Annotated in this window: 18 protein-coding genes and 5 pseudogenes; 13 read left to right on the forward strand and 10 right to left on the reverse strand. The window is 67.9% G+C overall.

Annotation, left to right across the window (positions count from 1 at the left end; translation table 11 throughout):
• Positions 1-125: 125 nt before the first annotated feature.
• Together BFN33_RS01095 and BFN33_RS01100 are read right to left on the reverse strand one after the other, a co-directional pair.
• On the reverse strand, positions 126-1,631 hold the full coding sequence (locus BFN33_RS01095; protein WP_370743252.1) for an ISL3 family transposase: 1,506 nt from the start codon (positions 1,629-1,631) through the stop codon (positions 126-128).
• A gap of 128 nt (positions 1,632-1,759) precedes the next feature.
• The gene (locus BFN33_RS01100; protein WP_176742272.1) at positions 1,760-2,758 is read right to left on the reverse strand and encodes a helix-turn-helix domain-containing protein; all 999 of its coding nucleotides are present in this window, start codon (positions 2,756-2,758) and stop codon (positions 1,760-1,762) included.
• Between BFN33_RS01100 and BFN33_RS01105 the strand changes: the two genes are divergently transcribed.
• Positions 2,757-4,574, forward strand: coding sequence for an FAD-binding oxidoreductase (locus BFN33_RS01105; RefSeq protein ID WP_218108944.1), 1,818 nt, complete (start codon positions 2,757-2,759; stop codon positions 4,572-4,574). The two genes, BFN33_RS01100 and BFN33_RS01105, sit on opposite strands and share 2 nt — an antisense overlap.
• Positions 4,575-4,673: 99 nt before the next feature.
• On the opposite strand, the pseudogene BFN33_RS51700 reads toward BFN33_RS01105, so the two are convergent.
• From BFN33_RS51700 to BFN33_RS01115, 3 pseudogenes are all read right to left on the reverse strand, one after another.
• Positions 4,674-4,829: pseudogene (locus BFN33_RS51700) on the reverse strand (IS481 family transposase); the annotation flags it as partial.
• A 96-nt stretch (positions 4,830-4,925) separates the two neighbouring features.
• Positions 4,926-5,117: pseudogene (locus BFN33_RS49165) on the reverse strand (IS110 family transposase); the annotation flags it as partial.
• A gap of 1 nt (position 5,118) precedes the next feature.
• Positions 5,119-5,753: pseudogene (locus BFN33_RS01115) on the reverse strand (transcriptional regulator); the annotation flags it as partial.
• A gap of 310 nt (positions 5,754-6,063) precedes the next feature.
• On the opposite strand from BFN33_RS01115, the gene BFN33_RS01120 reads away from it, so the two are divergent.
• Positions 6,064-6,657 carry a TetR/AcrR family transcriptional regulator gene (locus tag BFN33_RS01120; protein ID WP_069757938.1) on the forward strand — a complete coding sequence of 198 codons (594 nt, stop codon included), beginning with the start codon at positions 6,064-6,066 and terminating at the stop codon, positions 6,655-6,657.
• A 424-nt stretch (positions 6,658-7,081) separates the two neighbouring features.
• Here the strand turns inward: BFN33_RS01120 and BFN33_RS01125 are convergent.
• The 3 genes and pseudogenes from BFN33_RS01125 to BFN33_RS01135 form a co-directional block, all read right to left on the reverse strand.
• Positions 7,082-7,482 (reverse strand): annotated as a pseudogene (locus tag BFN33_RS01125) (RNA-guided endonuclease InsQ/TnpB family protein); the annotation flags it as partial.
• Positions 7,483-7,740: 258 nt separating this feature from the next.
• Entirely contained in the window at positions 7,741-8,544 is an 804-nt protein-coding gene (locus BFN33_RS01130; RefSeq protein ID WP_069757939.1) for a class II aldolase/adducin family protein, read from the reverse strand.
• Between the two features lie 38 nt (positions 8,545-8,582).
• Positions 8,583-10,124: an aldehyde dehydrogenase family protein gene (locus tag BFN33_RS01135; protein WP_069757940.1), complete on the reverse strand. Its 1,542-nt coding sequence runs from the start codon at positions 10,122-10,124 to the stop codon at positions 8,583-8,585.
• Positions 10,125-10,256: 132 nt separating this feature from the next.
• Between BFN33_RS01135 and BFN33_RS01140 the strand changes: the two genes are divergently transcribed.
• From BFN33_RS01140 to BFN33_RS01180, 9 genes are all read left to right on the forward strand, one after another.
• Positions 10,257-11,228, forward strand: a complete 972-nt coding sequence (locus tag BFN33_RS01140) for an SMP-30/gluconolactonase/LRE family protein (protein ID WP_079140476.1) — start codon at positions 10,257-10,259, stop codon at positions 11,226-11,228.
• A 75-nt stretch (positions 11,229-11,303) separates the two neighbouring features.
• Positions 11,304-12,170: an SDR family oxidoreductase gene (locus BFN33_RS01145; RefSeq protein ID WP_069757941.1), complete on the forward strand. Its 867-nt coding sequence runs from the start codon at positions 11,304-11,306 to the stop codon at positions 12,168-12,170.
• A 66-nt stretch (positions 12,171-12,236) separates the two neighbouring features.
• Positions 12,237-13,490, forward strand: a complete 1,254-nt coding sequence (locus BFN33_RS01150; protein WP_370743230.1) for an amino acid deaminase/aldolase — start codon at positions 12,237-12,239, stop codon at positions 13,488-13,490.
• Positions 13,491-13,528: 38 nt separating this feature from the next.
• Complete coding sequence (locus tag BFN33_RS01155; RefSeq protein ID WP_069757942.1) at positions 13,529-14,800, forward strand: MFS transporter; 1,272 nt, start codon at positions 13,529-13,531, stop codon at positions 14,798-14,800.
• Positions 14,801-15,006: 206 nt separating this feature from the next.
• Entirely contained in the window at positions 15,007-16,242 is a 1,236-nt protein-coding gene (locus BFN33_RS01160) for a cytochrome P450 (protein ID WP_069757943.1), read from the forward strand.
• Positions 16,239-17,480 carry an NAD(P)/FAD-dependent oxidoreductase gene (locus BFN33_RS01165; RefSeq protein WP_069757944.1) on the forward strand — a complete coding sequence of 414 codons (1,242 nt, stop codon included), beginning with the start codon at positions 16,239-16,241 and terminating at the stop codon, positions 17,478-17,480. The genes BFN33_RS01160 and BFN33_RS01165 overlap by 4 nt, the downstream gene beginning before the upstream one ends.
• A complete protein-coding gene (locus BFN33_RS01170) occupies positions 17,473-17,805 on the forward strand; it encodes a 2Fe-2S iron-sulfur cluster-binding protein (protein ID WP_218108945.1) in 333 nt (110 codons plus the stop codon). Before BFN33_RS01165 ends, BFN33_RS01170 begins: the two co-directional genes overlap by 8 nt.
• Positions 17,806-17,813: 8 nt before the next feature.
• Positions 17,814-18,335 (forward strand): helicase associated domain-containing protein, encoded by a 522-nt coding sequence (locus tag BFN33_RS55340; protein WP_370743231.1) that lies wholly within the window; start codon positions 17,814-17,816, stop codon positions 18,333-18,335.
• Entirely contained in the window at positions 18,245-18,694 is a 450-nt protein-coding gene (locus BFN33_RS01180; protein WP_069757946.1) for a Tn3 family transposase, read from the forward strand. Before BFN33_RS55340 ends, BFN33_RS01180 begins: the two co-directional genes overlap by 91 nt.
• Before the next feature lie 247 nt (positions 18,695-18,941).
• Here the strand turns inward: BFN33_RS01180 and BFN33_RS01185 are convergent, their stop codons facing one another.
• Positions 18,942-21,500 carry an ABC transporter permease gene (locus BFN33_RS01185; protein WP_069757947.1) on the reverse strand — a complete coding sequence of 853 codons (2,559 nt, stop codon included), beginning with the start codon at positions 21,498-21,500 and terminating at the stop codon, positions 18,942-18,944.
• 15 nt (positions 21,501-21,515) lie between these two features.
• Positions 21,516-21,884 (reverse strand): annotated as a pseudogene (locus BFN33_RS01190) (ABC transporter ATP-binding protein); the annotation flags it as partial.
• Positions 21,885-21,983: 99 nt separating this feature from the next.
• Here BFN33_RS01190 and BFN33_RS01195 point away from each other — a divergent pair.
• Both BFN33_RS01195 and BFN33_RS49175 read left to right on the forward strand, forming a co-directional pair.
• A complete protein-coding gene (locus BFN33_RS01195; RefSeq protein WP_069758880.1) occupies positions 21,984-22,478 on the forward strand; it encodes a hypothetical protein in 495 nt (164 codons plus the stop codon).
• A gap of 408 nt (positions 22,479-22,886) precedes the next feature.
• Positions 22,887-23,126: a DUF6207 family protein gene (locus BFN33_RS49175; RefSeq protein WP_370743232.1), complete on the forward strand. Its 240-nt coding sequence runs from the start codon at positions 22,887-22,889 to the stop codon at positions 23,124-23,126.
• The last annotated feature ends 658 nt before the right edge of the window (positions 23,127-23,784 follow it).

The following is a 23,784-nucleotide window of genomic DNA, read 5'->3' on the forward strand; positions in this document are numbered from 1 at the left end:
CACGTCAAACCACGCAGACATCGTCCTCGTTCAGCTTCGACAGTCCCGGTGCAGTTGAGTTGACACCGGAGGGGGGTGTCAATTTAACGGCTCTGGCTCACTTTCGGTGGTGACGGAGCGTGCCGCTATCCGAGGAGGATGCGATGGCGAAGCAGGGTGAAGCCTGCTCGTCCGTGCATCTGGCGCGCGATCCGCTTGGTCTTGGTGTTGACGCCCTGGGTGGGGCCGTTGCTGTAGGGAAGCGTGAGGGCGGCGTTTACGGCGTCGCGGTCTCGTTCCAGACCTCGGGCGAAGGCATGCAGGTGGGGCAGGTCGGCGCCGCGGACCTGGACGATCCAGCGCGAGAGTGCGTCGGCGTTGTCGGCGTGCGGTGCAAGGAGCGGGGTGAAGTCGCGGATGCCTGCGGCCAGTTGGGTCATCTCGGGGCAGGCGGCGGTGAGCTTGGCCAGGAGTTCGTGTTGCTCGGCCTTGAGGTTGTCGGGCCTGGTCAGCAGCATCCGGGCGAGCCTGCGCGGGGAGATGTGGCTGCGGTCGGCGTCCGCGCGGCCTTGGTTGATGTACTTGTGCAGGAGGTCCAGGCAGCCCGTGAAGCCGAGTGCTTTGATCTCGTCGAAGAGGTGCTTGACGGGGACGCCGGGATCCTCGGTCCGGCGTTTGCGCAGGTGCTCGCGGTAGGGGTCGACGAGGCTGGCGCGGTACCTGAGGACGCGGAGCATGCGCTCGGGCCGGTCGGCGCGGGCATAGCGTTTGACGATGTTCAGGGCCAGTTCCAGGCGGCGGGCGCATTCAAGCAGGCCCACGCCCTGATCGAGCAGACCGTGGACCTGGTGCCAGCGTTCCAGAGTGGTCTGGGCGCGGGGCCCGTCGTAGATAGGCGCGTCCAGTTCGGTGGCCCAGCAGGTGCTGTGCGCCTTGACCTCGCTCAGAGCGGCTTCGCACAGGTTGTGCCACAGATGCCACCGATCACCGACTTGCGTCGCACGGGGCAGGGCGCGGCGGATGGCCTCGGCGTAGGTCGCGGAGCCGTCGCGGCACACGATCTCGACGTCCGGATGCGCGCGCAGCCATGCTTCCAGGGTGTCGGCCGTGCGGTCCGGCAGCACGTCGATGCGATCGTGGGTCTCGGCATCGATGATCACAGTGGCGTAGCGGTGCCGCCGGCGCAGCGCGAAGTCGTCGACGCCGATCACGCGGGGCGCTCGCCCGGTGGGCAGCGGGATCCGCAGCAGAGTGCGCAGAGCCGTGTGACGCGAGACGCCCGCCGCGAGTATCGCCAGCAGACGTGCCCCCGCCCGACCCGCTAACTCCGTGACCACTGCCTTGACTCGCCTGGTCAGGCGGGTGGTGCGTCGCTGGTATCGGTCCAGGACTCCGGGAACCTGCTCGCGGAAGGTATGTCGGCAGCCGCGGGTGGGGCACACCAGGCGTCGCACTCGCACACGGACCACCACCCGCCGGCCGTCGACCGGTACGTCGGTCACCGTCCGCCAGTGACAGCCGTGCACCCGCCCCGACAACACCCCGCACACCGGGCAGGCCACAGTGTCCTGCGGCGTCCGTGCCCGCACCACGACTCGCTCGCCCTCGTCGACCACATCCTTGATGACCAGTGGGGACAGCCCTGAAAACACCGTCTGCACAAGCTCGTTGGCAGCCTTCGCATGGATACCAACGACACCTCACCACTCTGCGTCACCACCGAATATGAGACAGGGCCGTTAAATTGACACACTCGCTGTCGTGGCGCTGGGCGTGGTGTTCACGGGCGCTGCCGGAGGGTCTCCGATGGCTGGACGCCGTACCGGTCCCGGTACTGGGCAGCGAACCGGCCGCGGTGCGTGAACCCCCAGCGGTGTGCGACTGCCTCGACAGTGGTTGCCGTCGGATCGGCGGCGAGAAGGTCGCAGTGTGCGTACCGGAGGCGAACGTGCCGCAGGTAGTCGGTCGGCGAGACCTCCATCGACCGCTGGAAGCCGTGCTGCAGGCCGCGCACGCCCACGCCGCAGGCACGGGCGATGTCGGCAACGACGAGCGGCTGGTCCGCGTTGGCCTCGATGTATTCGCGCGCCCGACGCACAACCGAGGCCCCGGCTGCGGGCGCTGGTGCGGCGAGTTCGTCGCGGTGCTCGTGCAACGCGGTCAGCAGGAGGCCCCTCATGACGCTGTGGGTGAACGGTGCGGCAACCATCGGCTGGCGGACAAGGGAGTTCTCGTCGGCGAGGCCGGTCGCAAGCGACCGAACCAGGGCCAGCCACTGTGCGCCGCGGCCGGTGGAAACGTTCATCACGAGTTCGAACTCGATCTGGTGACGAAGCGGCCGGTCGAGGAGTTCCTCCATATGGTGCTCCAGCGCAGGCTGGGAGATGCGCAGGGCCAGGGCGGGGCCCGGGGCCGCCCAACCCGTGAACACGGCGGCGCGATCGGGAGCATGCACGATCGCCGAGCCCGTCCCGGCGACAGCGCCCCGGCTGGCGCAGGTCGCGGCCAGGGCGCCGACGGTCGGGATGTTGACCTGGTAGTAGCCCGGGTGGGCGCTCTCAATGCGTACCTCAGTGTCGTAGCTGAGCCAGCCGAGGGTGAGCGGACCCAGCGTGGCGGCGTCGAGGCTCATCGCGAAGCAGCTGGCATCGCCGAGCACGGTGACCCGGTGGCTGTGGTAGACCCGTGTGCCCACCTCGCGTGCCTCATCGGGGTCGCTGCTGCGGACGGACACCTCCGGCAGCGGCCCTCGACGAGCCATTTCACGGCGAGCGGTCATGGCACCTCCACCGGTTGATCCGCCTGGCGAGCGTCGCGGTCCAGTATGCGACCACATCGACAGGAATCCGTTGTGTCTGCGGGTCACATTCGCATTTCCTGCAGAGGCGCAGGCGGTCGGCCAGAGTTCCCCGTGTTCTGGCCGGGCGCCCGTGCCAATCCGGCCGCTCAGCCGTCGCTGCGACGGCTCGGCAACGCCCATTCCGCCACTGACAAAGGAGTCACCTGTGGCTCGAGTACTTCCACCCGGCCTGTCCGAATCCGACTTCGACGCTGCGATCGCCCGCTTCCGGAAGGTTGTCGGCGACGCGTACGTCGTCACCGAAGAAAGCGGTCTGGCCCGCTATCGGGACCCTTACCCGGTCGGCAGCGAGCCGGCCGCGGGCGCGTCGGCGGCGATCTGCCCGGAGACCACTGAGCAGGTACAGGAGATCGTCAGGATCGCCAATGACTTCGGCATCCCTCTGTTCCCGATCTCGACCGGCAAGAACAACGGCTACGGTGGTGGCCAGCCACGTCTGCCGGGCGCCGTCGTCGTCAACACCGGCGAGCGGATGAACCGCATCATCGAGGTCAACGAGAAGTACGGGTACGCTCTGCTCGAGCCAGGTGTCTCGTACTTCGACCTGTACGAACACCTTGAGGCCAACGCGCCGTCTCTGATGCTGGACTGTCCCGATCTGGGCTGGGGATCTGTGCTCGGCAACACCCTCGACCGCGGCGTCGGCTACACCCCTTATGGCGACCACCTGATGTGGCAGACCGGGCTGGAGGTCGTGCTGCCCACCGGTGAGGTGATGCGCACGGGTATGGGGGCCGTCCCGGGCAGCAACACCTGGCAGCTGTTCCAGTACGGCTTCGGTCCTTTCCCGGACGGCTTGTTCACTCAGTCCAACCTGGGCATCGTCACCAAGATGGGCATCCAGCTGATGCAGCGGCCACCGGCCTCGACCACCTTCGTGATCACCTTCGACCGGGAGGAGGACCTCGCGCAGGTCGTCGACATCATGTTCCCGCTACGTGTGAACATGGCGCCGCTGCAGAACGTGCCGGTCCTGCGCAACATCATCCTCGACGCCGGCGTCGTCTCGAAGCGCACCGAGTGGTACGACGGTGACGGCCCGCTGCCGGTCGAGGCAATCGACCGGATGAAGTCCGAACTCGACCTGGGCTACTGGAACCTCTACGGCACCGTCTACGGTCCGCAGCCGGTAGTCGATCAGTACCTTGAGATGATCAAGGATGCGTTCCTTCAGGTCCCGGGATCGAAGTTCTTCACCCACCACGACCGGGACGAAGCCACCGACCGCGGCGCGCACGTGCTGCACGACCGGCACCGGATCAACAATGGCATCCCCAGCCTCGACGAGATGAAGCTGTTGGAGTTCCTGCCCAACGGCGGGCACATCGGTTTCTCGCCGATCTCGGCACCGGACGGCACCGACGCCCTGCGTCAGGCAGGGATGGTGCGCCGACGGGCCGACGAGCACCGCAAGGACTACGCCGCGCAGTTCATCGTCGGGCTGCGGGAAATGCACCACATCGCGCTGCTGCTGTTCGACACCACCGATCCGCAGGCCCGGCAGGAGACCGTAGACCTGGCCCGGGTGCTGATCGACGAGGCCGCAGCAGAGGGCTACGGGGAGTACCGCACCCACAACGCACTCATGGACCAGGTCATGGCTACTTACAGCTGGGGGGACGGCGCGTTGCGCAAGTTCCACGAGACGATCAAGGATGCCCTTGACCCCAACTCGATCATGGCGCCGGGCAAGTCCGGTATCTGGGGCCGAAAGTACCGCGACCAGGGCCTCTGATCGCTACCTCACGCCTGGTGGGCGAAGCCGCAGCCCGGCGCGCCCACCGGGTCTCTGCTGGTGCCCTCCCAGCAGAGATGGTCAACAGCACCGTCACCGGCGGCGGGCAGGCCAGGCGTTATCGGTCAGGTCCCGTTCGATGCGCTCGAAACCAACGGTGGCGAAGAAGGCGGCGGCCCGGCGCAGTAAGGCGGCGCAGGTGACGGCTTTCTCGTCGTCGGGGATCTCGCTGCAGGCCAAGAGGCTGCGGTCGTCATCCTTCGGGCGTAGCCCGGCGGCCGGGAGACGACCGCCCGTCTCCGGCAGTCCGACCGTGCCCGGGTTCAGCTCCGAGCGGCGCTTGCTGAGGAATGCCATCGGATTGATGGCGTAGACGGGGCGGCCCGTCGCCCGAAGGCAGGCGACCAGGAGTCCGCGTGAGGTCTCGATGGCCGCCGGGACAGGATCCTGCGGAGAATCGCCGTGCTCGGCGAGCATCCGAAGCAGCTGGTCGAGTCCTTCCGCTGTGTCACCGATGCGAGCCCGGGCGAGCAGTGAACCCGTTTAGCGAGCCGGGGTTGTGGCCGGAGACCCAGTTCCCGCTCGCCTCGTGGTGATGACCCGCTGGGCGTACACGCCCAGGACGCGGGCGATGTCAGCTGGCTCCATGTCGGTGACGCCGGGCCAGGACCGCTCATCGAGGGCGTCCCACGACAGGATCGGCAGCTGGACGCACTGCCGCTCGCGCCCCTGGGCCTTGCGGTAGATCCGCGCCCACGGGCCGAACCCGCGCTGCGTGAGCTGCCACTTCGCGCGAGCGACCTGCTTGACCACCGGATGGTCCTCCGGCAGGCGCAGGGAGCGGCGCTGCTCGTGGCCCTCCAGGCGCTCCGGCAGCCCGAGCTTCACTGCGGCCGCGGCGGTGAGCACGATCAGCGGATCGGAGTCCTTGCCGTAGCGGTTCAGCTTCGGCTCACCGAGACCGGACTCACGCAGCGTCCACTCCACCAGCTCCGGGACCGTGGTCGCCCGACAGTCCAGGATGATGCCCTCGACGCCGTACGCCTGCCCGTCGCCGTCCAAGACTGCGAGTGGTCCGTGCTGGTACGGAGGGGCAGCAATGTTCGGCACCACACGCTTGCGAACGGGGCGGCCGGTGGCCGGGCGCTCCGGTACGGCGGGCGCCTTGGTCTCGCTCATCAGGCGTCTCTTTGATCATCGGATCCGCCGTTGATCAGACACTCCCAGAGGGGGCGGTCAGAGCCACTCACCGAGGACCGCGGCAGCACCGTCACCTCATAGGACGACGAGCTTGTCGAGCCTCGCTCCACTGACCGGTCGATGCCCAGACGGCCGAAGCCCCGCCCCGCCCCGTCTCTGCGCTGGACTCCTCATCATCGGATGACCGTGACGTGAAAGACCGAATTGAAGTTGGTCGATCGTCCAAGACGCCGGTTAACATACGAGTGAGCATGTCACTCTTGAGGGAACGGTGGACCGGATGTCTCGTATGGCAGCGAAGGACCGGCGGGAAGAGCTCATCGCTGCGGCGGTCCGTGTCATGGTCCGCGAAGGAGTCGCCAAGACAACGACACGTGCGGTCGTCAACGAGGCGAAGATGCCGCTGGGCGTTTTTCACTACTGCTTCAATTCACGTGAGGAGCTCCTGCAGGAAGTCATCACCCGCATCACGGACAGCGGCGTGGCCAAAGCGCGGAGCGTGTTCGAGGGGGAAGGTGACCTCGGCGCGCGTATCGCCAAGAGTCTGTACGCGTTCTGGGAGGCGGTCGAGCTCAATCCGGGAGAGCAGCAGGTGGGGTATGAACTCGCCCACTACGCGCTGCGCCAGGACGGTTTCGAGGGCCTGGCTCGACGGCAGTACGAGCACTACCTGGAAGTGCACGAGCAGCTCCTCGCGGAAGCTGCCGAAAGCGCGGGGATCCAGTGGACCGTGCCCATTCCTGTCTTGGCCCGGTATCTCAACTCGGTGCTGGACGGCGTCACCCTGTGCTGGCTGGCCGACCGTAACAGCGAGCACACTCGCGAAGTGCTCCGCTTGACCGGCGAGCACCTTATGAGCCTCGCCGCAAAGAACGACTGCTGATTTGATCATCCGTTTGAGTCCGGCACGAAGGCGGCATCGTCGTCGGCAAGCCGTGGCCCATGCGCCAGGAATGCGCGGCTGCTTCGTCTCCGGTGAGGTCGGTCGCATTTCCCACCTCGGGCTCGCCGAACAGGCGTCTGCCCTGTCGGTGGGGGCCTGCCCTGGGGCGTGAGCCAGGTCTGAGCCATGCCGCATGGGTGAGCTGGCCAGTCACCAGCTGACGGCATATCGAACTGTTCATCGTCCGCGGGCCGGCAGGGCGCTCCCGCGTGAAATTCCGGAGAGCCAGCCGCGTTGGCGGCGGACATACGGAGCCACCTATCTAGGTGCACCGCTCACGGGTGCGCCGCTCCCGTAGATGGCGGCCCACGACGGGCGGGTGGGTTCCGGTGACTCCTCCCCTCGTGAACGAGGGGGCCTCTCGCTAAGCCGGTGGGGCTTGGCGGCGGGCCAGCCCGGCCCGTAAGACATTGAGTGCGCCCACGGTGTCCGCGTGCGCGGTGTGGTCGCACGAGCGGCAGTGGAACTCCCGGGTGGGCCGGTTCTCCGCTGAGACATGCCCGCATTCGGGGCAGGTCCGATAGGTGTTGCGGGGGTCCACGGCGATCACTTCCCGTCCGGTGCTTTCAGCCTTGGCGTGCAGGATCGCAAGGAACACCCCCATCCGGCATCGTTGATCGAGTGGTTCAGCCCGGCTTTGGCGGCGGCCCCGTTGGGCAGGAAGCCGCCCGGCCGGTCGGGGTCGGGCTTCGGTGCGGGATCCTTGACCATGCTGCGGATCTTGAGGTCTTCGTGCGCGATGACATCGTGTTCCCGCACGAGACCGCAGCTTGCTGGCCCACGGTGGGCCGCATGAGGAACTTGTACGCACGGATCATCCGGCCCACCCCCCTTCGGTCAATGAGTGATCAACCTAGCGGAGGCCACTGACAACACAGTGAACCCCGGCGCTTCGCGCCTCCAGGCCGAGGATGCGTTTCCCTCCCCTGCTGAAGCCGGGGATACCCACGCAAGATCAGGGATGGCTGCCGCCGGACCCACCCGCCCTGGACTCCTGTGTCGCTATGCGATCAGCGTGTCGCGTCAGTCGAACAGGTCGGGCTGTTCCGCGGTGATCTGGTCCCACAGTGGGCGGAACTGGAACCAGCCCGGCAGGGCGCCGGTGATCTGCGCCCGCACCATCCGCGCCGTCTCAAAGTCGATGAGCTTCGGCTTGCCGGCGGCCATGGCAAGGAGTTGAGCCTGGCAGGAGCGTTCCATGGTGATGAAGTACCAGGCGGCTTCGGCCACGGACGCCCCGACTGTGAGGAGTCCGTGGTTTTGCAGGATGACCGCCTTGGCGTCGCCCAGGGCCACACCGATCTTCCGGCCTTCGTCGGTGTCGTTGACGACCCCGCGGTAGTCCGAGTAGATGCCGTGGTCCTCGAAGAAGGCACAGGCGTCCTGGGTGATCGGGTCCAGCGGGACGCCGAGGCTGGAGAAGGCCTTGCCGTGCACGGAGTGGGTGTGTGCGGCTGCGATCACGTCCGGCCTGGCCCGGTGCACTTCGGAGTGGATGCAGAAGGCGGCGTTGTTGACCGGGCGCTTGCCCTCCAGAAGCTTGCCGTCGTGGTCGACGAGGATGAGGTCGGAGACGCGTATCTGGCTGAACGACATGCCGAAGGGATTGACCCAGAAGCCTGAGGGGTTCTCCGGGTCGCGGGCGGTGATGTGCCCGGCGACGCCTTCGGAGAATCCGAACCGGGCGAACAGGCGGAAGGCGGCGGCGAGTTCCTGCTTGCGGACCTGGCGCTCTTCCTCGACGCTCAGGTTGTGCTGGGGCAGCGGCAGGGTGACGCCTTCGGGCATGGCTCCGACAGACGCGTGCGGGGCGGGTGTCGTGGTCATCTGACTGGCCTTTCGTTGTCGGGCGGGCGATCGCACGGTCACTTGTTCCGGCGGCGCAGGCGGTTGCCGTACATGACATCCACCAGGCGCAGGATGGACCGGTAGGCCGAGGGGTCGAACGGGATCATGTGAAGGTCGCGGCGCATCGGGAATCGGTTCACGCTGACCGCTTGGAGCCGGGTGTATTTGCGGATTCCTTCGGCGCCGTGCCGGACGCCGAGGCCTGATTCCTTCCAGCCGCCCATGGGCAGGCCGAGGGCCATGTAGTTGGTCTGGGCGTCGTTGATGGTGACGCAGCCGGCCTCGAGCTGCTCCGCGAGGTGCCGAGCGTGCTTCATGTTGGAGCTGATGATCGTGGCCTGCAGGCCGTAGGTGCTGTCGTTGACGAGCCGGACGGCCTCTTCTGCGCTCGCGACCTTCATGACGGGCAGCGTGGGGCCGAAGGTCTCCTCGCGCATGCATTTCATGGTGTGGTCGACGTCGACGAGCAGGGTGGGTTCGAAGAACCGGCCGGGGCCTGGGGCGGCGTGGCCTCCCTCGAGTACGCGGGCCCCCCGGCTCACGGCGTCCTCGACATGGCCCTCGATGATCGCCATCTGGGGCGGGAAGGTCATGGCGCCCACGTCGGTACTGCCCAGCCCCGCCGACCTGCCTGAGGTGACCTCCTGGAACCGCTCGCGAAGCCTTGCGACGAATGCGTCGTAGAGGGGTTCCTCCACGTAGACCCGCTCCACGGACGTGCACATCTGCCCCCCGTTGCACAGGGCACCGTGCAGGGTGACGTTCACGGCTCGTTCCAGGGAGGCGTCGGCCAGCACGACCAGGGCGTCTTTGCCGCCGAGTTCGAGTGAACACGGGATGAGCCGCTCTCCCGCCCGCGCTGCGACGGCCCGGCCGGTCTTGGTGGATCCGGTGAACATCACGAAGTCGGCGGCGCCGACGAGAGCCTGGCCGGTGGTGCCAGCGCCGGTCACGACCTGGAAGACGCCCTGGGGCCAGCCGCATTCACGGGTCATCTTCTCCATGAGCAGCGCGGTCAGCGGCGTGTACTCGGAGGGTTTGAGGACGACTGCGTTGCCTGCGGCCAGGGCGGGGATGGCGTCACCGAAGGAGTTGATCAACGGGTTGTTCCACGGACCGATGACGCCGACGACGCCGAGCGGTACGCGGCGGGTGTACATGCTGCGCCCGAGCACGAACGGCGAGAGTGAGCGGATCTTCGTCTCGGCGAGGTAGTGCCGCGCATGCTTGGCCCAGTAGGCGAAGGCGTTGACGCAGTAGACGATCTCGACGATCGCGTCCTCTTCCGCCTTGCCGTTCTCCGCGACGATGGAGTCCGTGATCTCCTGTCGGTGGGTCAGCAGCCACTGACGGCCGCGCGCGAAGAATTCCGCACGGCTGCGGGTACTCAGTTCCGCCCAGCCCTGCTGCGCCCGCCGGGCTCGTGCGACCGCCTGCGCCACCTCTTCCGCCGACGCGTCCGTGACGTGGCCGACCACTTCTCCGGTGGCCGGATTGTCCACTGCTATGGGCGTGTCCGCCCGGGCGCCACCTGGGCTGAGCGATCGAGTCTGAGCCACGGAAAATCTCCTGCCGGAACGTTGACTTCGGTTCGCCCAGAATGAGACGGTCGCCCGTACAAGTCAAGTGTCTTGTACAAGCGTCCAACTTTTAGGGACGCCAGGGCAAACCGTTACCGAGGAGCAGCTGGAATGAAGCGGATGACATCGGTCGCATTGAGCGGCTTCGGTGTTCCCGAGTCCCTGCGCTGGCATCAGGGAGCCCTGTGGTTCTCCGATCTCGCGCACGGCACGGTGCACCGCTGGGACGGCAGCGGAGAAGCCGAGACGGTGCTCAAGGTCCCTGGCCGGGCCGGCGGGCTCGGCTGGCTCCCGGACGGGCGCATGCTCGTCGCCTCCATGGACGGAGGCGTCGTGTACCGGCTGGAAGCAGACGGCGAGCTCGTCGAGCACGCGGATCTGCGGCACCTTGTCGGCGGCCCGGTCAACGACATGCTCGTCGACCCGCACGGGCGTGCGTACGTCGGCAACTTCGGCTTCGACTACCACGCGTTCGCCCGCGAGCACGCGAACGCCATGCTCTACGCGCCACCCGGCCCACCGAAGACGCCGATCGCATGCCTGGCGCCTGACGGAACCTTGCTGGGCGTGACGGAACCGGTGCTCTTCCCCAACGGATGTGTCCTCACGGCCGACGGCGCCACTATGGTGGCGGCCGAAACCCTCGCCATGCGGCTCTCCGCCTTCCCCGTGCTACCGGACGGCACCCTGGGCGAGCCGCGCCCCTGGGCCCCGCTGATCTCACCGCTCTTGTGGCATGCGGTGAACCACCCGGGACTGCTCGGCAGGATCACCCGGCGCGTCTCGGCGCTCCTGGACCACCCCGCCATCGCCAAGCGCTCCGCCTCGCCGATCGCCCCCGACGGCATCGCCTGGCACAGCGACGGCGCAACGATGTGGATCGCGAACGCTTTGCGCGGCGAATGCGTGCGCGTGGCCGAGGGCGGCCGCGTCCTCGATCGCGTCGCGACCAGCCAGAACACCCTGAGCTGCCTGGTCGCGGGGCTCGACGGGCGCACCTTGTTCGCGGCGACGGTTCCGACCGACGATCCCGTCCGCGCCGCCGAGCTGAACGGCGGTCGCATCGAGATGTTTCGCCTGTGAAGCCCTCGGTAACAACCGGGGCCGATTTCATATCGGACAGTTGACTTGGACAGACGACCAGGAGACTCTGTGGCCATGAGTGAAACGCCTGAAAACAGCCGGGTCCTTCTCGTGACCGGCGCGGCCTCCGGCATCGGTGCCGCGATCGCACAGCTGGCGGTCGCGCGCGGTCATCGGGTGATGCTGACCGATGTCAATGAGCAGGCCGTGCAGGCCCGCGTGAGCAGCCTGGGCAGCCGGGCCGCCGGGTGCGTGCTGGACATCCGCGATCCGGCAGCCTGGGTGAAGGCGTTCGAAGCGGCGGAGGCCGTGTTCGGAGCCGTGGACGTTCTGGTCAACAACGCGGGCATCACTCACACCGGCCATGCAACTGATCTCAGCCCTCAGCAGCATCGCGACATCGTCGAGGTCAATCTGCTGGGCACCATCACGGGCACCTGCACGGCGATCGAGCGGATGACCGCAAAGGGCCACGGCCACATCATCACCGTCTGCAGCATGACGGCATTCCTCCCGCTGCCCGGATACGCCACCTACTGCGGCTCGAAGTACGGGATGCGGGCCTTCCACCACAGCGTGGCCCTGGAGGAGCGCGACGGGCCCCTCGACTTCACCATCATCCACCCTCCGTCCACGCGCACGGACATGCTCGAGCAGGAGATGGCCGACCCCGCTTGCGCCATCTCCTTCGCCGAGAAGTCATACGCACCCGAAGAGATCGCCAAGACCGTCGTCGACGCGATCGCCTCCAAGCCGGTCGAGGTGGTGTTTCCGCCGCTGGGCGGACGGGTCCAGCGGATCGCCGGCGTCTTCCCCCGCCTGATGCGGTGGGTGATCCCGCTCGCCGAGGCCAGGGGCCGACGGCACCGGGAGCGCCTCATCGCCAAGACGGGCGCCCACCAGCCCGGCACGGCACAGCCTTCGGACCGGTCCACCGTCTGACCCTTGCGGTCTCCGGCCACCGCTGACCAGGCCGGTCAACCTGAACTACTGAGAAAGGGTGCGGATGTGAGCGCACATGTGGCGTCCCGGCCGGACGTGAAATCGGCCGTCTCTGCCCTCGCCGGCCTGAGCGAGGTCCGGATGGCCCAACTGCACCGGGCCACCGAGCACTTGGATCCGCCGTTCGCCGTGGTGGACCTGGACGCCTTCGACGCCAACGCCGAGGATCTGACGCGCCGGACAGACGGGCTCGCCACCATCCGCGTGGCCAGCAAGTCGGTCCGCAGCCGCGAGTTGATCCAGCGTGCCGCCCAGCGGGAGGGCTACCACGGCATCCTCGCCTTCACTCTGCCCGAGGCCCTGTGGTTGGCCGAAGACCACGAGGACGTGGTCATCGGCTATCCGACCGCGGACCGCACCGCGCTGCAGCAGCTCGCGATGGACGAGCGTGCAGCCGCCCGCATCACCCTCATGATCGACTCTGTCGGCCAACTGGACTTCATCGACAATGTGGTGGGCGCATCCCGGCCCGACCTGCGCGTGTGTATCGACCTGGACGCCGCGCTGGAACTGGCCGGCGGCCGCATCCACCTGGGCCCGTACCGCTCCCCTGTGCACTCCCCGCGACAGGCCGCAGCACTCGCCCGGGAGATCGAGAGCCGGCCCGGGTTCCGCCTGGCCGGAGTGATGTCCTATGAGGGCCAGATCGCCGGTTTCGGCGACAACCAGCCCGGCTCCCCCCTCAAACGGGCAGCGCTCCGCGCCATGCAGCGCTTCTCCGCTCGCGAACTGGCCGACCGGCGCGCCGCCGCCATCGCCGCCGTCGAGGCCGTCGCACCACTGGAGTTCGTCAACGGCGGCGGCACCGGCTCCATCGAGCAGACCGCGTCCGAGCACGTCATCACCGAGATCGGCGCCGGATCGGGCCTGTACGGGCCGGGCCTGTTCGACTTCTACCGGCGCTTTCGCCCGCGGCCTGCCGCCTACTTCGTCATGTCGGTCGTACGCCGCCCGACCGACAAGATCGCCACCGTGCTCGGGGGCGGCTGGGTCGCTTCCGGACCGACCGGCCGCGACCGTCAGCCCACCCTGGCCTGGCCTCAGGGCCTGCGGATGAACCCCCTGGAAGGTGCGGGGGAGGTGCAGACGCCGGTGCTCGGCACGGCAGCGCACGGATTGCGCCTCGGGGACCACGTGTGGTTCCGGCACGCCAAGGCCGGCGAACTGTGCGAGCGGGTGAACACCCTCCACCTGGTGTCCAAGAGCGAGCACGTCGGTCAGGTCCTCACCTACCGGGGTGAAGGACACGCCTTCCTCTGACCACTCCCCCATCCGCGGCCCAGTCTCCCGGAGGCCCGATGCTCCCCGACTTCGACTCCCCCGCTCCAGCCCTTGCGGGCTCCGTCGGCCAGGCCATCGCCCATGGACCAGCCGAACCCGTCACACGTCGCTGGACCACCCTGTACGGCCTGGTCTGGTTCGGCTTCTGGATGGCGAATCTCGTCCCCCTCCAGCTTCTGCTCCCTCAGCAACTGGAGACGATCGACCCGGCCTCCAAGGTCTACGACTTCGCCGTGGTCAACGGTGTCTCCGGACTGGTCGCCCTCATCGCCCTGCCCCTGTGCGGCGCCCTGTGCGATCGCTCCCGCAGCTCCTTCGGCCGACGCAGACTCTGGCTCGCAGCAGGCGCGGTGGCCTTCGCCGCCGGGCTGATCGTCACCGGCGCGCAGACGACCGTGACCGGTGTGGCGGTGGCGTGGGCTGCCAGCATGATCGGGCTCAGCGCAGCCACCGCCGGGCTCACCGCCGTCATCGCCGACCGTGTGCCCGAGACCCAGCGCGGCATGATCTCCAGCGCCATCTACGGTCCCCAGGCCCTCGGCGTGGTCGTCGGCATCGCCCTCGTATCGGTCTTCGGGCTGTCCCCCATGTCCGGCTTCGCCATCATCGCGGTCCTACTGATCGTCTGCATAGTGCCGTTCCTGACCGCCCATCGCGACATTGCTTTCAATGTCGAGGCGCCGCTCAACATCCCAGAACTGATCGCGTCCATGGGCAGCTCGCTCAGGAACCGGGAATTCGCCTGGGCCTTCGGCGGACGGCTCCTGGTGAACCTGGCGAACTCGCTGGGCACGTGTTACACGCTCTACTTCCTCACCGACGGCCTCAAGGTCTCCGATCCGGCCGGCAGTCTGCTGGCCTGCACCGTGCTCTATCTCCTCGCCGGCCTTCTGGCCACCGCCGCCGCCGGCGTGCTGTCCGACCGCCTCGGCCGACGACGGATCTTCGTCGCCCTGGCGGCGCTCCTCCAGGCGGCTTCCGGCTTCCTGCTGGCGAGCACCCCAAGCCTCAACGTCATGATGGTGGCATCTGCTCTCATGGGTGGTGGCTTCGGTGCATACATGGCCGTCGACCAGGCTTTGATCACACAAGTCCTCCCCGACGCCGAGAGCCGGGCAAAGGACCTCGGCATCATGAACATCGGCTCGGTCGTACCCCCTGCAATCGCCCCGCTGATCGCCGGCGTGGTCATCAGTTCCCATCGCGGCTACCCGCTCCTGTTCGCCCTCGTAGGCGCGGCCGCAGCCGTCGGAGCGCTCCTCGTGTACCGCATCCGTTCCGTCCGCTAAATGCGCGGAAGACGCCACGCCGATCTCACCGCAGAAGCAAGAAGACATGGCAACTGCGCGGGCGCCTGACCCCGGACCGGCGTTGGGCAACGAGTACCTGCAATGGAGTTCTGGGTGACTGACCCAGCCTTCCGAAAGGTGGTAACAGACGTATGCACTCCGCACAGCCGACGCCGGTGACAGATCTTCCCGCGCTTGATGACCTCATGGCTTTCGACGAGTTTTCGCGCGACTTCGTCGAGACGGCCCGAGAGCTGATACGCCGGGACGGAACAGGACTTCTCAAGGGCCCGGAGAACAGCCTCGTCGTCCTGCGCAACAAGGACGTCAGGGCCCTGGCGGCGAATCCGGCTCTGGGCAACATGCCGGCAGACGTTCTGTTCTGGATGGCGACCGAGATGGATCTCGGCTCAGGACCCGGTGTGAAGCCCGACCCGGAGCAGACCGCCGGCTTCGGGCAGTTCCTGCGGAATCAGGTGTTCACGTCCAATCCCCCGTTGCACCAGCCGAGCCGCAACATCCTCGTCCGGCAGCTGATGCCCAGGAAGATCATGCGTTTCGCCCCTGCCGCGCAGCGCCTCGCAGAGGAACTCATCGAAGAGTGCGCAGGACGGGAGCAGATCGACTTCGCCCATGAATTCGCCGGACGGTTCGTCACCCGCTTCTGGGCCGAGCAACTCGGCCTGAGCAGGGACCAGGCAGCACACGTCCAGGAGCTCATAGAGGAGATGAACCTGACCTTCCTGCTCTCCCGCTCCCCCGAACAGTCCCAGCGGATGTTCTCCGCTGTGGCGACCTACATGGAGGTGGTCGGGGAAGCGGTTCGGCAGGCCTGGGCCAAGAAGGACAACGAGTTGCTCCTCGACATGGCGGCCGACCTCGCCGCGATCGACATCGAGGGCGAGCCGGAGGACATCGGTACGCTGGTAGCCGCGAACTTCTTCGACGGCTTCCACACGGTCGGCGTGGCCATCGTGAACGTCATCTACCGCTTGCTGAGCAATGAAGCGGCGCTTGCACAGGTCCGGGCCGACCCGTCGCTGGTCGCCAACGCCTTCTTTGAGGGCACCCGTCTGGAGTCGCCGCTGATGGTCAGTCAGCGGCTGGCCCTGCAGGACGTCGAGCACCAGGGTGTGCTCATCCCCGCCGGTACCCCGGTCGTCATGGTCTGGGCTGCGGCAAACCGCGACCCCGAGGTGTTCACCGATCCCGACAGTTACCAGCTGACCCGGACGATCCTGCACGGCACGACCTTCGGTGGCGGCGGTCACCTGTGTCCGGGCAGGAACGTGGCCCGGATGCTCACCGAGACCGTCGTGACCGCGCTGACCGCACCCGGTATCGACATCGCGCTGGTCGGGGGCGAGCCTTCGTGGGTGCCTCGCTCTCTGATGCGGCACGTGACGGCCCTGCCTGTCACCCTCCGCCGGGCGGGCAAGTGAGCACCGTCGTCATCGTCGGCGCGGGTCAGGCGGGCTCGGAACTGGCCGTGGCACTTCGGCAGACCGGCTTCGGCGACCGCATCGTCGTGGTCGGGGCCGAACGCCATCTGCCCTACCAGCGTCCGCCACTGTCCAAAGCGTTCTTGCGCGGCACGGTCGAACCGGACGGACTGCGGACTCGCGCCCTGGACGCCTACACCAACGCCGGTATCGAGATCGAACTCGACACTGCGGCGATCGGGATTGACCGCCAGAGACGATCCGTCACCTTGGCCGACGGGCGCGAGCTGCGCTACGCCAAGCTGGCCCTCACCACCGGTGGCAGTCCGCGGCCTCTCCGATTCGGCTCCGACCACGTCGCGGGCAGGACCCTGCATCACCTCGACGACGCAGTTTCGCTGCGGCACGAACTCCAGTCCGGTGGCGCGATCCTTATCGTCGGCGGCGGATTCATCGGCCTTGAGACGGCGGCCGCCGCGACGGACATGGGGATCGCGGTGACGCTGCTGGAGGCCCAACCGCGAGTCCTGGCCCGGGCGTGCTCACCGGCCGTCTCCGCCTTCGTCGAACGCGAGCACCGCAGTCACGGCGTCGATCTGCGCACAGGCACATCCGTCCGCAGCGTCGCCCGGCGCGACGGTGCCCACTTTGCGGAGCTCAGCGATAACACCGTGGTCAGAGCCGACCTGATCTTGGCCGGTGTGGGGATCGCTCCGAACGACACCCTCGCCGCCACCGCGGGGCTGGCCGTCGACGACGGTGTCCTGGTCGACGCCGTGGCCCGGACCGAGGATCCCGACATCGTCGCCGCGGGCGACTGCACACGGCAGTGGCACGGTTTCCTCGGCCGCAGCGTGCGCCTCGAGTCCGTTCAGAACGCCACTGACCAGGCCAGAATCGCGGCCCGGACCCTGTGCGGGAAGCCGACCGAACGCTTCACGGCGCCCTGGTTCTGGTCCGATCAGTACGACCACAAGCTCCAGATGGCCGGCGTGCCGCAGGCGGGCGACACAGCTGTCGTCCGCGGCGACCCGTCATCGAACTCCTTCGCAGTGGTGTATCTGCGCAACGGCGTCATCACCGGCCTGCACGCTGTCAACCGGCCGCGGGATTTCGCGGCCGGCCGGCAGCTCGTCACCGCGCGGGCCGCCATAACCCGGGCCGAAGCCTCCTTGGAAGACCTCCCGCTGTCCGAATTGATGAAGCGACACCAGCCCACCGTAGAAAGGCGTGTTTGACGTGCCAGTGATCAGGTTCATCGAGGCCGACGGAACAACACACCCCGTGGAGGCCGTCGTCGGCCAGAGCCTCAAGCAGACGGCACTCGACCATCTCGTGCCCGGCATCATCGGCGACTGCGGCGGCTGCGCTTCCTGCGGAACCTGCCACGCCTACATCGATGAGAAGTTCCTGCCCGTGCTTCCTGCGGCTGATGAAAACGAGGACATGATCCTTGAGGGGGTACCGGCGCCACGCGCCTCCAACAGCCGCCTCACCTGCCAAGTCCCTGTGACAGCCGAAATGGCCGGAATGGAAGTACACATTCCTGAGACCCAGTTCTAGGGACGATCATGTCGGGAGTGCCAGGGTGGCTCGGCCGGCTCGGTGCCGGCAGGCATTCCCTGAACTGCGTCCATGATCATCTTCTTCTGGAGCACTCCCCCAGCACGCTGCAGTCGACGTTCTCACCGCAACTGCGGCAGGATCACCCAACCTGCAGGACCGCAGGTCAAACGGCCGAGCAGGGCCCAGAACCCGTCGCAATCCACCTGCGGCACCGCAGGGTCAACGGCGCAACAACCGTGCGACCTCACAGCCGACTCCCCGACATCCAGCCCGGCGTGCAGTTCGAAGAAGACGACCTCGGCAAATGGCCCCATCGGCAACGCCGCAGCTGGGCGGAACTCTCCGAAGAGCAGCAGCAACGGCTGACAGCGCTGGGCGCAACACCTGCCGAACCACCCGCTTCACCCGCAACGCCTCCCACCCCACCTACGCGACGATGCTGGAGGTCGGCCGCGCGCAGAAGACCATCTTTGTGGCCTGGTACCTGCGGCTGCGGGATCTCCAGCGGGAGGTCGAGGAGGGCCTGAACGTGATGGAGTCCTCCAACGGCGCGAACTCCGTGATCGCCTACGGAAAGGCCGGGGAGATCGCCTCGAACCGGCGTGACGAGCAGGAGATGTTCGTTCTGTGCCTGCGGATTCTGCAATCGGCTCTGGTCTACGTAAACACCCTCATGCTCCAAGACGTCATGGACGAGCCGGAGTGGGCCGACCTGCTCACCCCCGCCGACCGGCGCGGACTGACCCCGCTGTTCTGGTCCCATGTGCGCCCGTACGGCGATGCCAACCTGAACATGGCCGCCCGCCTCAACCTCGCCTCGGCCTCCGTGCCGGGCCCCCGCATTGCGGAAGCCGCCGGCCACGGGCTACCCCACCAGACGGCATAGCCGGGGCTTGACGCAGCAGCACAGAGGCCACAGCTGCGGCCGGTCCAGCAGATCGTCCCGGGCCCGCGACGCCTGCGCGCACGCTCGCTGCATTGGCGAGACGCCAAGTACATCCAGTACGAGGGCGCTCCGCTGCTTATGGCCGCACGCGGCGGGCGCCGGGCGATCCGGCCGGCGCTCCGCTGCTTATGGCCACACGCGGCGGGCGCCGGGCGATCCGGCGTGACCTTCGGAGCAGGCCGGGCCGTCAGTCCGCGGTGATGCTTTCCAGCACGTCAAGACGGGCGGCCCGGCGAGCCGGCCATTGGGCGGCGGCCAGGCCGACGATAACGGCGGCCAGCAGCATCAGCAACAGCTTGGGGTAGGGCAAGACCGTGTGGAGCTCTGGCAGGGTCACGGTCATGGTGGTGCTGGCCGCCCAGGCCAGGAAGACGCCGAAGGCCATGCCGATCGCCGCGCCGAAGACGGAGATCAACACCGATTCCAGCCGTACCATCCGCTTGACGCCGCCGCGGTCCAGGCCGATCGCCCGGAGCAGACCGAGCTCGCGCCTGCGCTCGAACACGGCCATTGCCAGCGTATTGACCACTCCCAGGGCCGCGACCAGCAACGACATCCCGAGCAGTGCGTAGAGCAGGTTGAGGGCGAAAGTGATGGTGCGGTCGAACCCGTCCCTCAGGTCCTGCTTGTTCTCGACCTCGACCACAGGGCTTTTGCCGGTGGCGTCCTTGAGAGCCTGTTTGAAGGCAGGGGTTGCCCCGTTCGCGCCCTTGACCAGGATCTGTTGCGCCGGCGCGTACGGCTGGTGTGCGGCGACCACACCGCCCGGCAGGAGCACGGGAGCGAGCATCCGGCTGGGTGCGAACACCCCGCCGACGGTGAGGCGGGCACCGCTCCCGCGCGGGGCGGCCACGGTCACGGTGGAGCCGACGGCCAGTCCGTGCCTTCCCGCGAAGTCGGAGTCCACCAGGATCTGACCTCGTTTCAGTGCCGTGGCCGCCCCCTGACTCATGCTCGGCCGGACCAGCTGATCGGCACTATCGGCGTCTAGGCCCTTCGCCTCGGTCCGCACGCCGGCTATCCGCCACTCCACGTCGGTAACTGGGCTGGAGGCGACCACACCGGGGGCCTGGGCGACCGATGTCGCGATGCTCGGGTCCAGGGTGCCGCTGAGCGTGGTGACGGCGTAGTCCGCCGCCATCTCGTTGGTCACGGCACGGTCGATCGCATCCGAGACCGAGGCGCCGATCACGGTCATCGCGGTGACCAGGGTGAGTCCGATGGTCAGGGCGGCGGCTGTACTCGCGGTGCGGCGCGGGTTGCGGATCGCATTGAGTGCGGCGAGTGAGCCGGGGGTGCCGCAAAGGAGGGCGAGCGGCGGGCGGGCCAGGGCGATCACCGGGCGGGACAGCAGCGGCAGCAGCTGCACGATGCCGAGGACCGCGAGGAGTGCCCCCCCCATGAGCGGCAAGCGCGCCGTGGCGTCCCTCTCGGTGCTGCCCAGCAGGACCAGGCCGACGCCGCCGGCGGTGGTCAGGGAGCCGAGGAGGTTGCGGAGAAGCAGGCTTCGGTGGGTGGCGGGTTGCTCGCCGCTGCTCAGCGCGGCGACCGGGGGGATCCGGCAGGCGCGGAGGGCGGGCAGGGCGGCGGACAGGACAGTGACCATGGTGCCGACGAGCAGGGTGATCAGCACGGTTGTCGGGGTGATGACCACGCCGGCTCTGGGGAGGTCCGCGTCCAGGGACTTCACTCCCGCTGCGAGACCGGCGCCGATGCCGATGCCGAGGAGCAGTCCGGCGGCGGAGCCGCTGAGACCGACAAGGAGCGCCTCGATCAGCACGGAGCAGGTGACCTGGCTGCGCCCGGCGCCGATGGCGCGGAGCAGGGCCAGCTGCCGGGTGCGCTGGGCCACCAGCATGGTGAAGGTGTTGGCGATGAGGAAGATGCCGATGAACAGCGAGATCCCGGCAGCGGTGGTCAGCATGGTGGCCAGGCTCCTGCCACTCTGGGCCAGCCTCTCGGCCTGCTGCGCGGCCAGCTGCACGCCGGTCTCAGCTCGGAATTGGTTGCCGCCGGGGACCAGCGGAGTGACGGCGTGCAGCAGTGCGGTCTCGGAGGTGCCGGGGACGGCGGTGACGTCGATGCTGCTGTACTGGTCCGGCGCCAGGGACAGCACCCTTCGGGCGCCCTGGGTGTCCATGAGGGCCAGCGGATTGCCGGACCGGACCGCAGGCGCATCGGAGGAGAAGACGCCGGTCAGGGTGACGCTGATGGCAGGGCCGTTGGCGCCGATGCGGACGGTGTCACCAAGCCGGTAGCCTGCCTTCTCGACGGTGCTCCGGTCCAGAGCGACCTCGGTCGCGGTGTGCGGCCCTCGGCCCTGGAGCATCGGGTAGCGCGCATCGTTCCCGGCGGCATCCGGCACGAAGTTGGCGCCCGTACTTCTCATGATGTCGCCGATCATGTTGCCGTTCTTGTCCGCGATGGCAGCGGTGCCGCTCACCACCGCGCGGGTCCGGGCGACTCCCGGCAGCGCGGCAATCCGACGGACGGTCGCCTCTGTGAGCCGGGCGGAGCTCTTGGTGCTGTTCTGCCTGGCGCTGGAGGGAAGTCCGGCGGTGCCGTCGGCAACCTGGACCGAGATGCCGGTGAAGTCCTTGCTGCGGCTGTTGTTCGCGGCTTGGTGGATACTGTCGGAGAAGATCATGGTGCCGGTCATGAAGCCGGTGCCGAGCAGCACGGCCAGGGTGGTCATCAGGAGCCGGCCGCGGTGGGCCAGGACATTGCGCAGTGCGGTACGGAACATGGGTGACAGCCCCCGTCAGCCGACGCGGTCGAGCCGGCGCATGCGGTCCAGCACACTGTCGGCGGTGGGCGATCGCAGTTCGCCGACGATGCGGCCGTCGGCGAGGAAGACCACTCGGTCCGTATGGGAGGCGGCCACCGGGTCGTGGGTGACCATGACGACGCTCTGGCCGAAGTCGCGCACGCAGGATCCGAGAAGCGCCAGGACCTCGGCGCCGGCGTGCGAGTCGAGGTTCCCGCTGGGCTCGTCGGCGAAGATGATCTCGGGCTTTCCTGCCAGGGCTCGGGCGCAGGCCACGCGTTGCTGCTGTCCGCCGGACAGTTGGCCGGGGCGGTGCTTCAGCCGGTCGGCCAGGCCCACCGCGTCGACGACCCGTGCCAGCCAGCAAGCCCTGAGCGCGGTGATCGGCTCCGACGTCGACGACACGTGCGCATGAGCGCTACCAAGCGCGGCCCGCTGGGCTAAAGGATGGGGAAGCGGTTCATGGAAAGGTTCGAGACGGAGAGTCTGGCGCTCATGCCTGGCCAGAAGGTGCAGGCCAGGGTCCTCAGCCATCACCCATGGGGTGTGCTCGTTGAGATCGTTGGTTACGAGAACGCTGGTCTGTCGGCCTCTATCGACATGATCCAGCAGTTCTCCCAGACGACGAGCAGCCATGACGAACTACTCGCGCTCTTTCCACCCATCGGTTCACAGATCGATGCAGTCATCGAGCAAATCCACCGCTGGCATCCGCCGGTATCAGTGCGGCTCACCATCCGACCAGCCGACCTGGAGTCGCTGGTCTGGAGCTGCGACTTCTGTGGTGAACCGATCACGTTGGGCCCAGGTGGAGACGCCCTCGTCCTGGACTCGCGCAGCAGCGATGGTCCAGGAAGCCACACCATCATCTCCCACCGGCACTGCCTGGCCGAGCGCATCCGCCCGGAGAACAGGGGAGAGCGGGCGCGAGCATTGAAGATCGGGACGATGTGCTGAAGTCGTGAGGCCCGCGCCTACCGGCATGGATGAGCTCGACAGCTCATTCGGCGGGACCCAAGCGATAGTTCAGAGAAGTCACGAGACCGAAGCTGATCGCGCCGGACCAGATCGTTCGGGGCATGGCAAGCCTCCCTGCGGTACGCCCCGAGCCCTCCCAGCCTAAAAGCACCACCGGCACCAGGCACCCGAGCAGCAGCTGCCCGCCACCGCTGGCGTCAGGGTTCGCCAGCGCGCTGACCTGCCGTGGTCGGCTTCCTGGCCGGGGTGTCCCCCACCGTGGTCGGCCTCCTGGTCGGGTCCTCAGCCGTGGTCGGGTCTGGGTTCCCATGCCGGCTCTCGTCCCCGGACTGGTGAAGCCCGCGCGATCGCCAGAACCTTCACCGGCGCCGACACGTCATGCCGGGTGTGAGGCCGATCCATGACACGCATTTTGAACAGCCGGGCCTGGCCGTCGTCGAGGTCGCGGCCGCCGACGATGCGACCGCCTGCGCTGTCCAGGACCTGCTCGCCGCCCACTACGCGATCGCACCGGGCGACCGCACAGTCCACGAGCCCGGAGAGCCCGGCGTCCGGCTGCGCCCTTCCTGGACCTGCGCCAGGAACCCGGCTCGTAGCGCTGCGGACGGGCGGCCGCGGTCCCGCTGACCAGCCGTGGTCGGGCCGGTGGCCGGGTGTGCACGCGCCGCCCGGTTTGCGGACGGATGGGCCGGGTGGCAGGCATGGGGCTGTGACGTGGACGCTACCGGAACCGATGCTCGCCGCCCTTTGGCCGACCCGGCTCTGGTGCCCGGGTGGGCGGCAGAGCCCAAGTTATGGACAGGGTTTCGTTCTGTCGGTTGTCCACTGCGGGCATGGCTCAGGGCCCTCCGGTGTGAAGGGCCCTGGACCAGTGGTGGCGTCGGTTGGAGAGCCGTTAACGAGCGGCGAATCAGGTGCTAAGTAACTCGTGAACCGCGTCCGAGGTCGCCGCCGCAAAATTTCAACTGGCCGGCGAAGCCCGCCTGGTGGCGCCGCTTTTGTTCCGTAACCAGCCTGCCTCGTGGCAGGGCAGAGTGAAGTGGTCCACCACCCCGTCCAGATCCAGATCCCGCCCCACCGACAGCCCCGTTCGTCACCCCCGTTCCCAGCGTTCGGGCTGGACGGTATGGGCGCCGGTGTACAGCGGGGACGGATATCAGCGAAGGACTCTCCTTACGGAAGGCGGACCTGGTGGATGGGCCGTCGCCGGAAAACTGTCATAGGCGTCAGCTGTGGCCGAAGGCCGCCGCGGTGGCCAGGCACGAGAGCGATGTGCTCGACGAGG

It is taken from the genome of Streptomyces sp. LUP47B, from assembly GCF_001746295.1.
Lineage (GTDB): Bacteria > Actinomycetota > Actinomycetes > Streptomycetales > Streptomycetaceae > Streptomyces.

What these genes read in the sequence shown, in the direction of transcription:
- BFN33_RS01185 (WP_069757947.1), bottom strand. Translation starts at nt 21,500, where the DNA reads ATGTTCCGTACCGCACTGCGCAATGTCCTGGCCCACCGCGGCCGGCTC.
- BFN33_RS01195 (WP_069758880.1), top strand. Translation starts at nt 21,984, where the DNA reads ATGGAAAGGTTCGAGACGGAGAGTCTGGCGCTCATGCCTGGCCAGAAG.
- BFN33_RS01120 (WP_069757938.1), top strand. Translation starts at nt 6,064, where the DNA reads ATGGCAGCGAAGGACCGGCGGGAAGAGCTCATCGCTGCGGCGGTCCGT.
- BFN33_RS01140 (WP_079140476.1), top strand. Translation starts at nt 10,257, where the DNA reads ATGAAGCGGATGACATCGGTCGCATTGAGCGGCTTCGGTGTTCCCGAG.
- BFN33_RS01130 (WP_069757939.1), bottom strand. Translation starts at nt 8,544, where the DNA reads ATGACCACGACACCCGCCCCGCACGCGTCTGTCGGAGCCATGCCCGAA.
- BFN33_RS01105 (WP_218108944.1), top strand. Translation starts at nt 2,757, where the DNA reads ATGGCACCTCCACCGGTTGATCCGCCTGGCGAGCGTCGCGGTCCAGTA.
- BFN33_RS01155 (WP_069757942.1), top strand. Translation starts at nt 13,529, where the DNA reads ATGCTCCCCGACTTCGACTCCCCCGCTCCAGCCCTTGCGGGCTCCGTC.
- BFN33_RS55340 (WP_370743231.1), top strand. Translation starts at nt 17,814, where the DNA reads ATGTCGGGAGTGCCAGGGTGGCTCGGCCGGCTCGGTGCCGGCAGGCAT.
- BFN33_RS01160 (WP_069757943.1), top strand. Translation starts at nt 15,007, where the DNA reads ATGGCTTTCGACGAGTTTTCGCGCGACTTCGTCGAGACGGCCCGAGAG.
- BFN33_RS01180 (WP_069757946.1), top strand. Translation starts at nt 18,245, where the DNA reads ATGCTGGAGGTCGGCCGCGCGCAGAAGACCATCTTTGTGGCCTGGTAC.
- BFN33_RS01100 (WP_176742272.1), bottom strand. Translation starts at nt 2,758, where the DNA reads ATGACCGCTCGCCGTGAAATGGCTCGTCGAGGGCCGCTGCCGGAGGTG.
- BFN33_RS01145 (WP_069757941.1), top strand. Translation starts at nt 11,304, where the DNA reads ATGAGTGAAACGCCTGAAAACAGCCGGGTCCTTCTCGTGACCGGCGCG.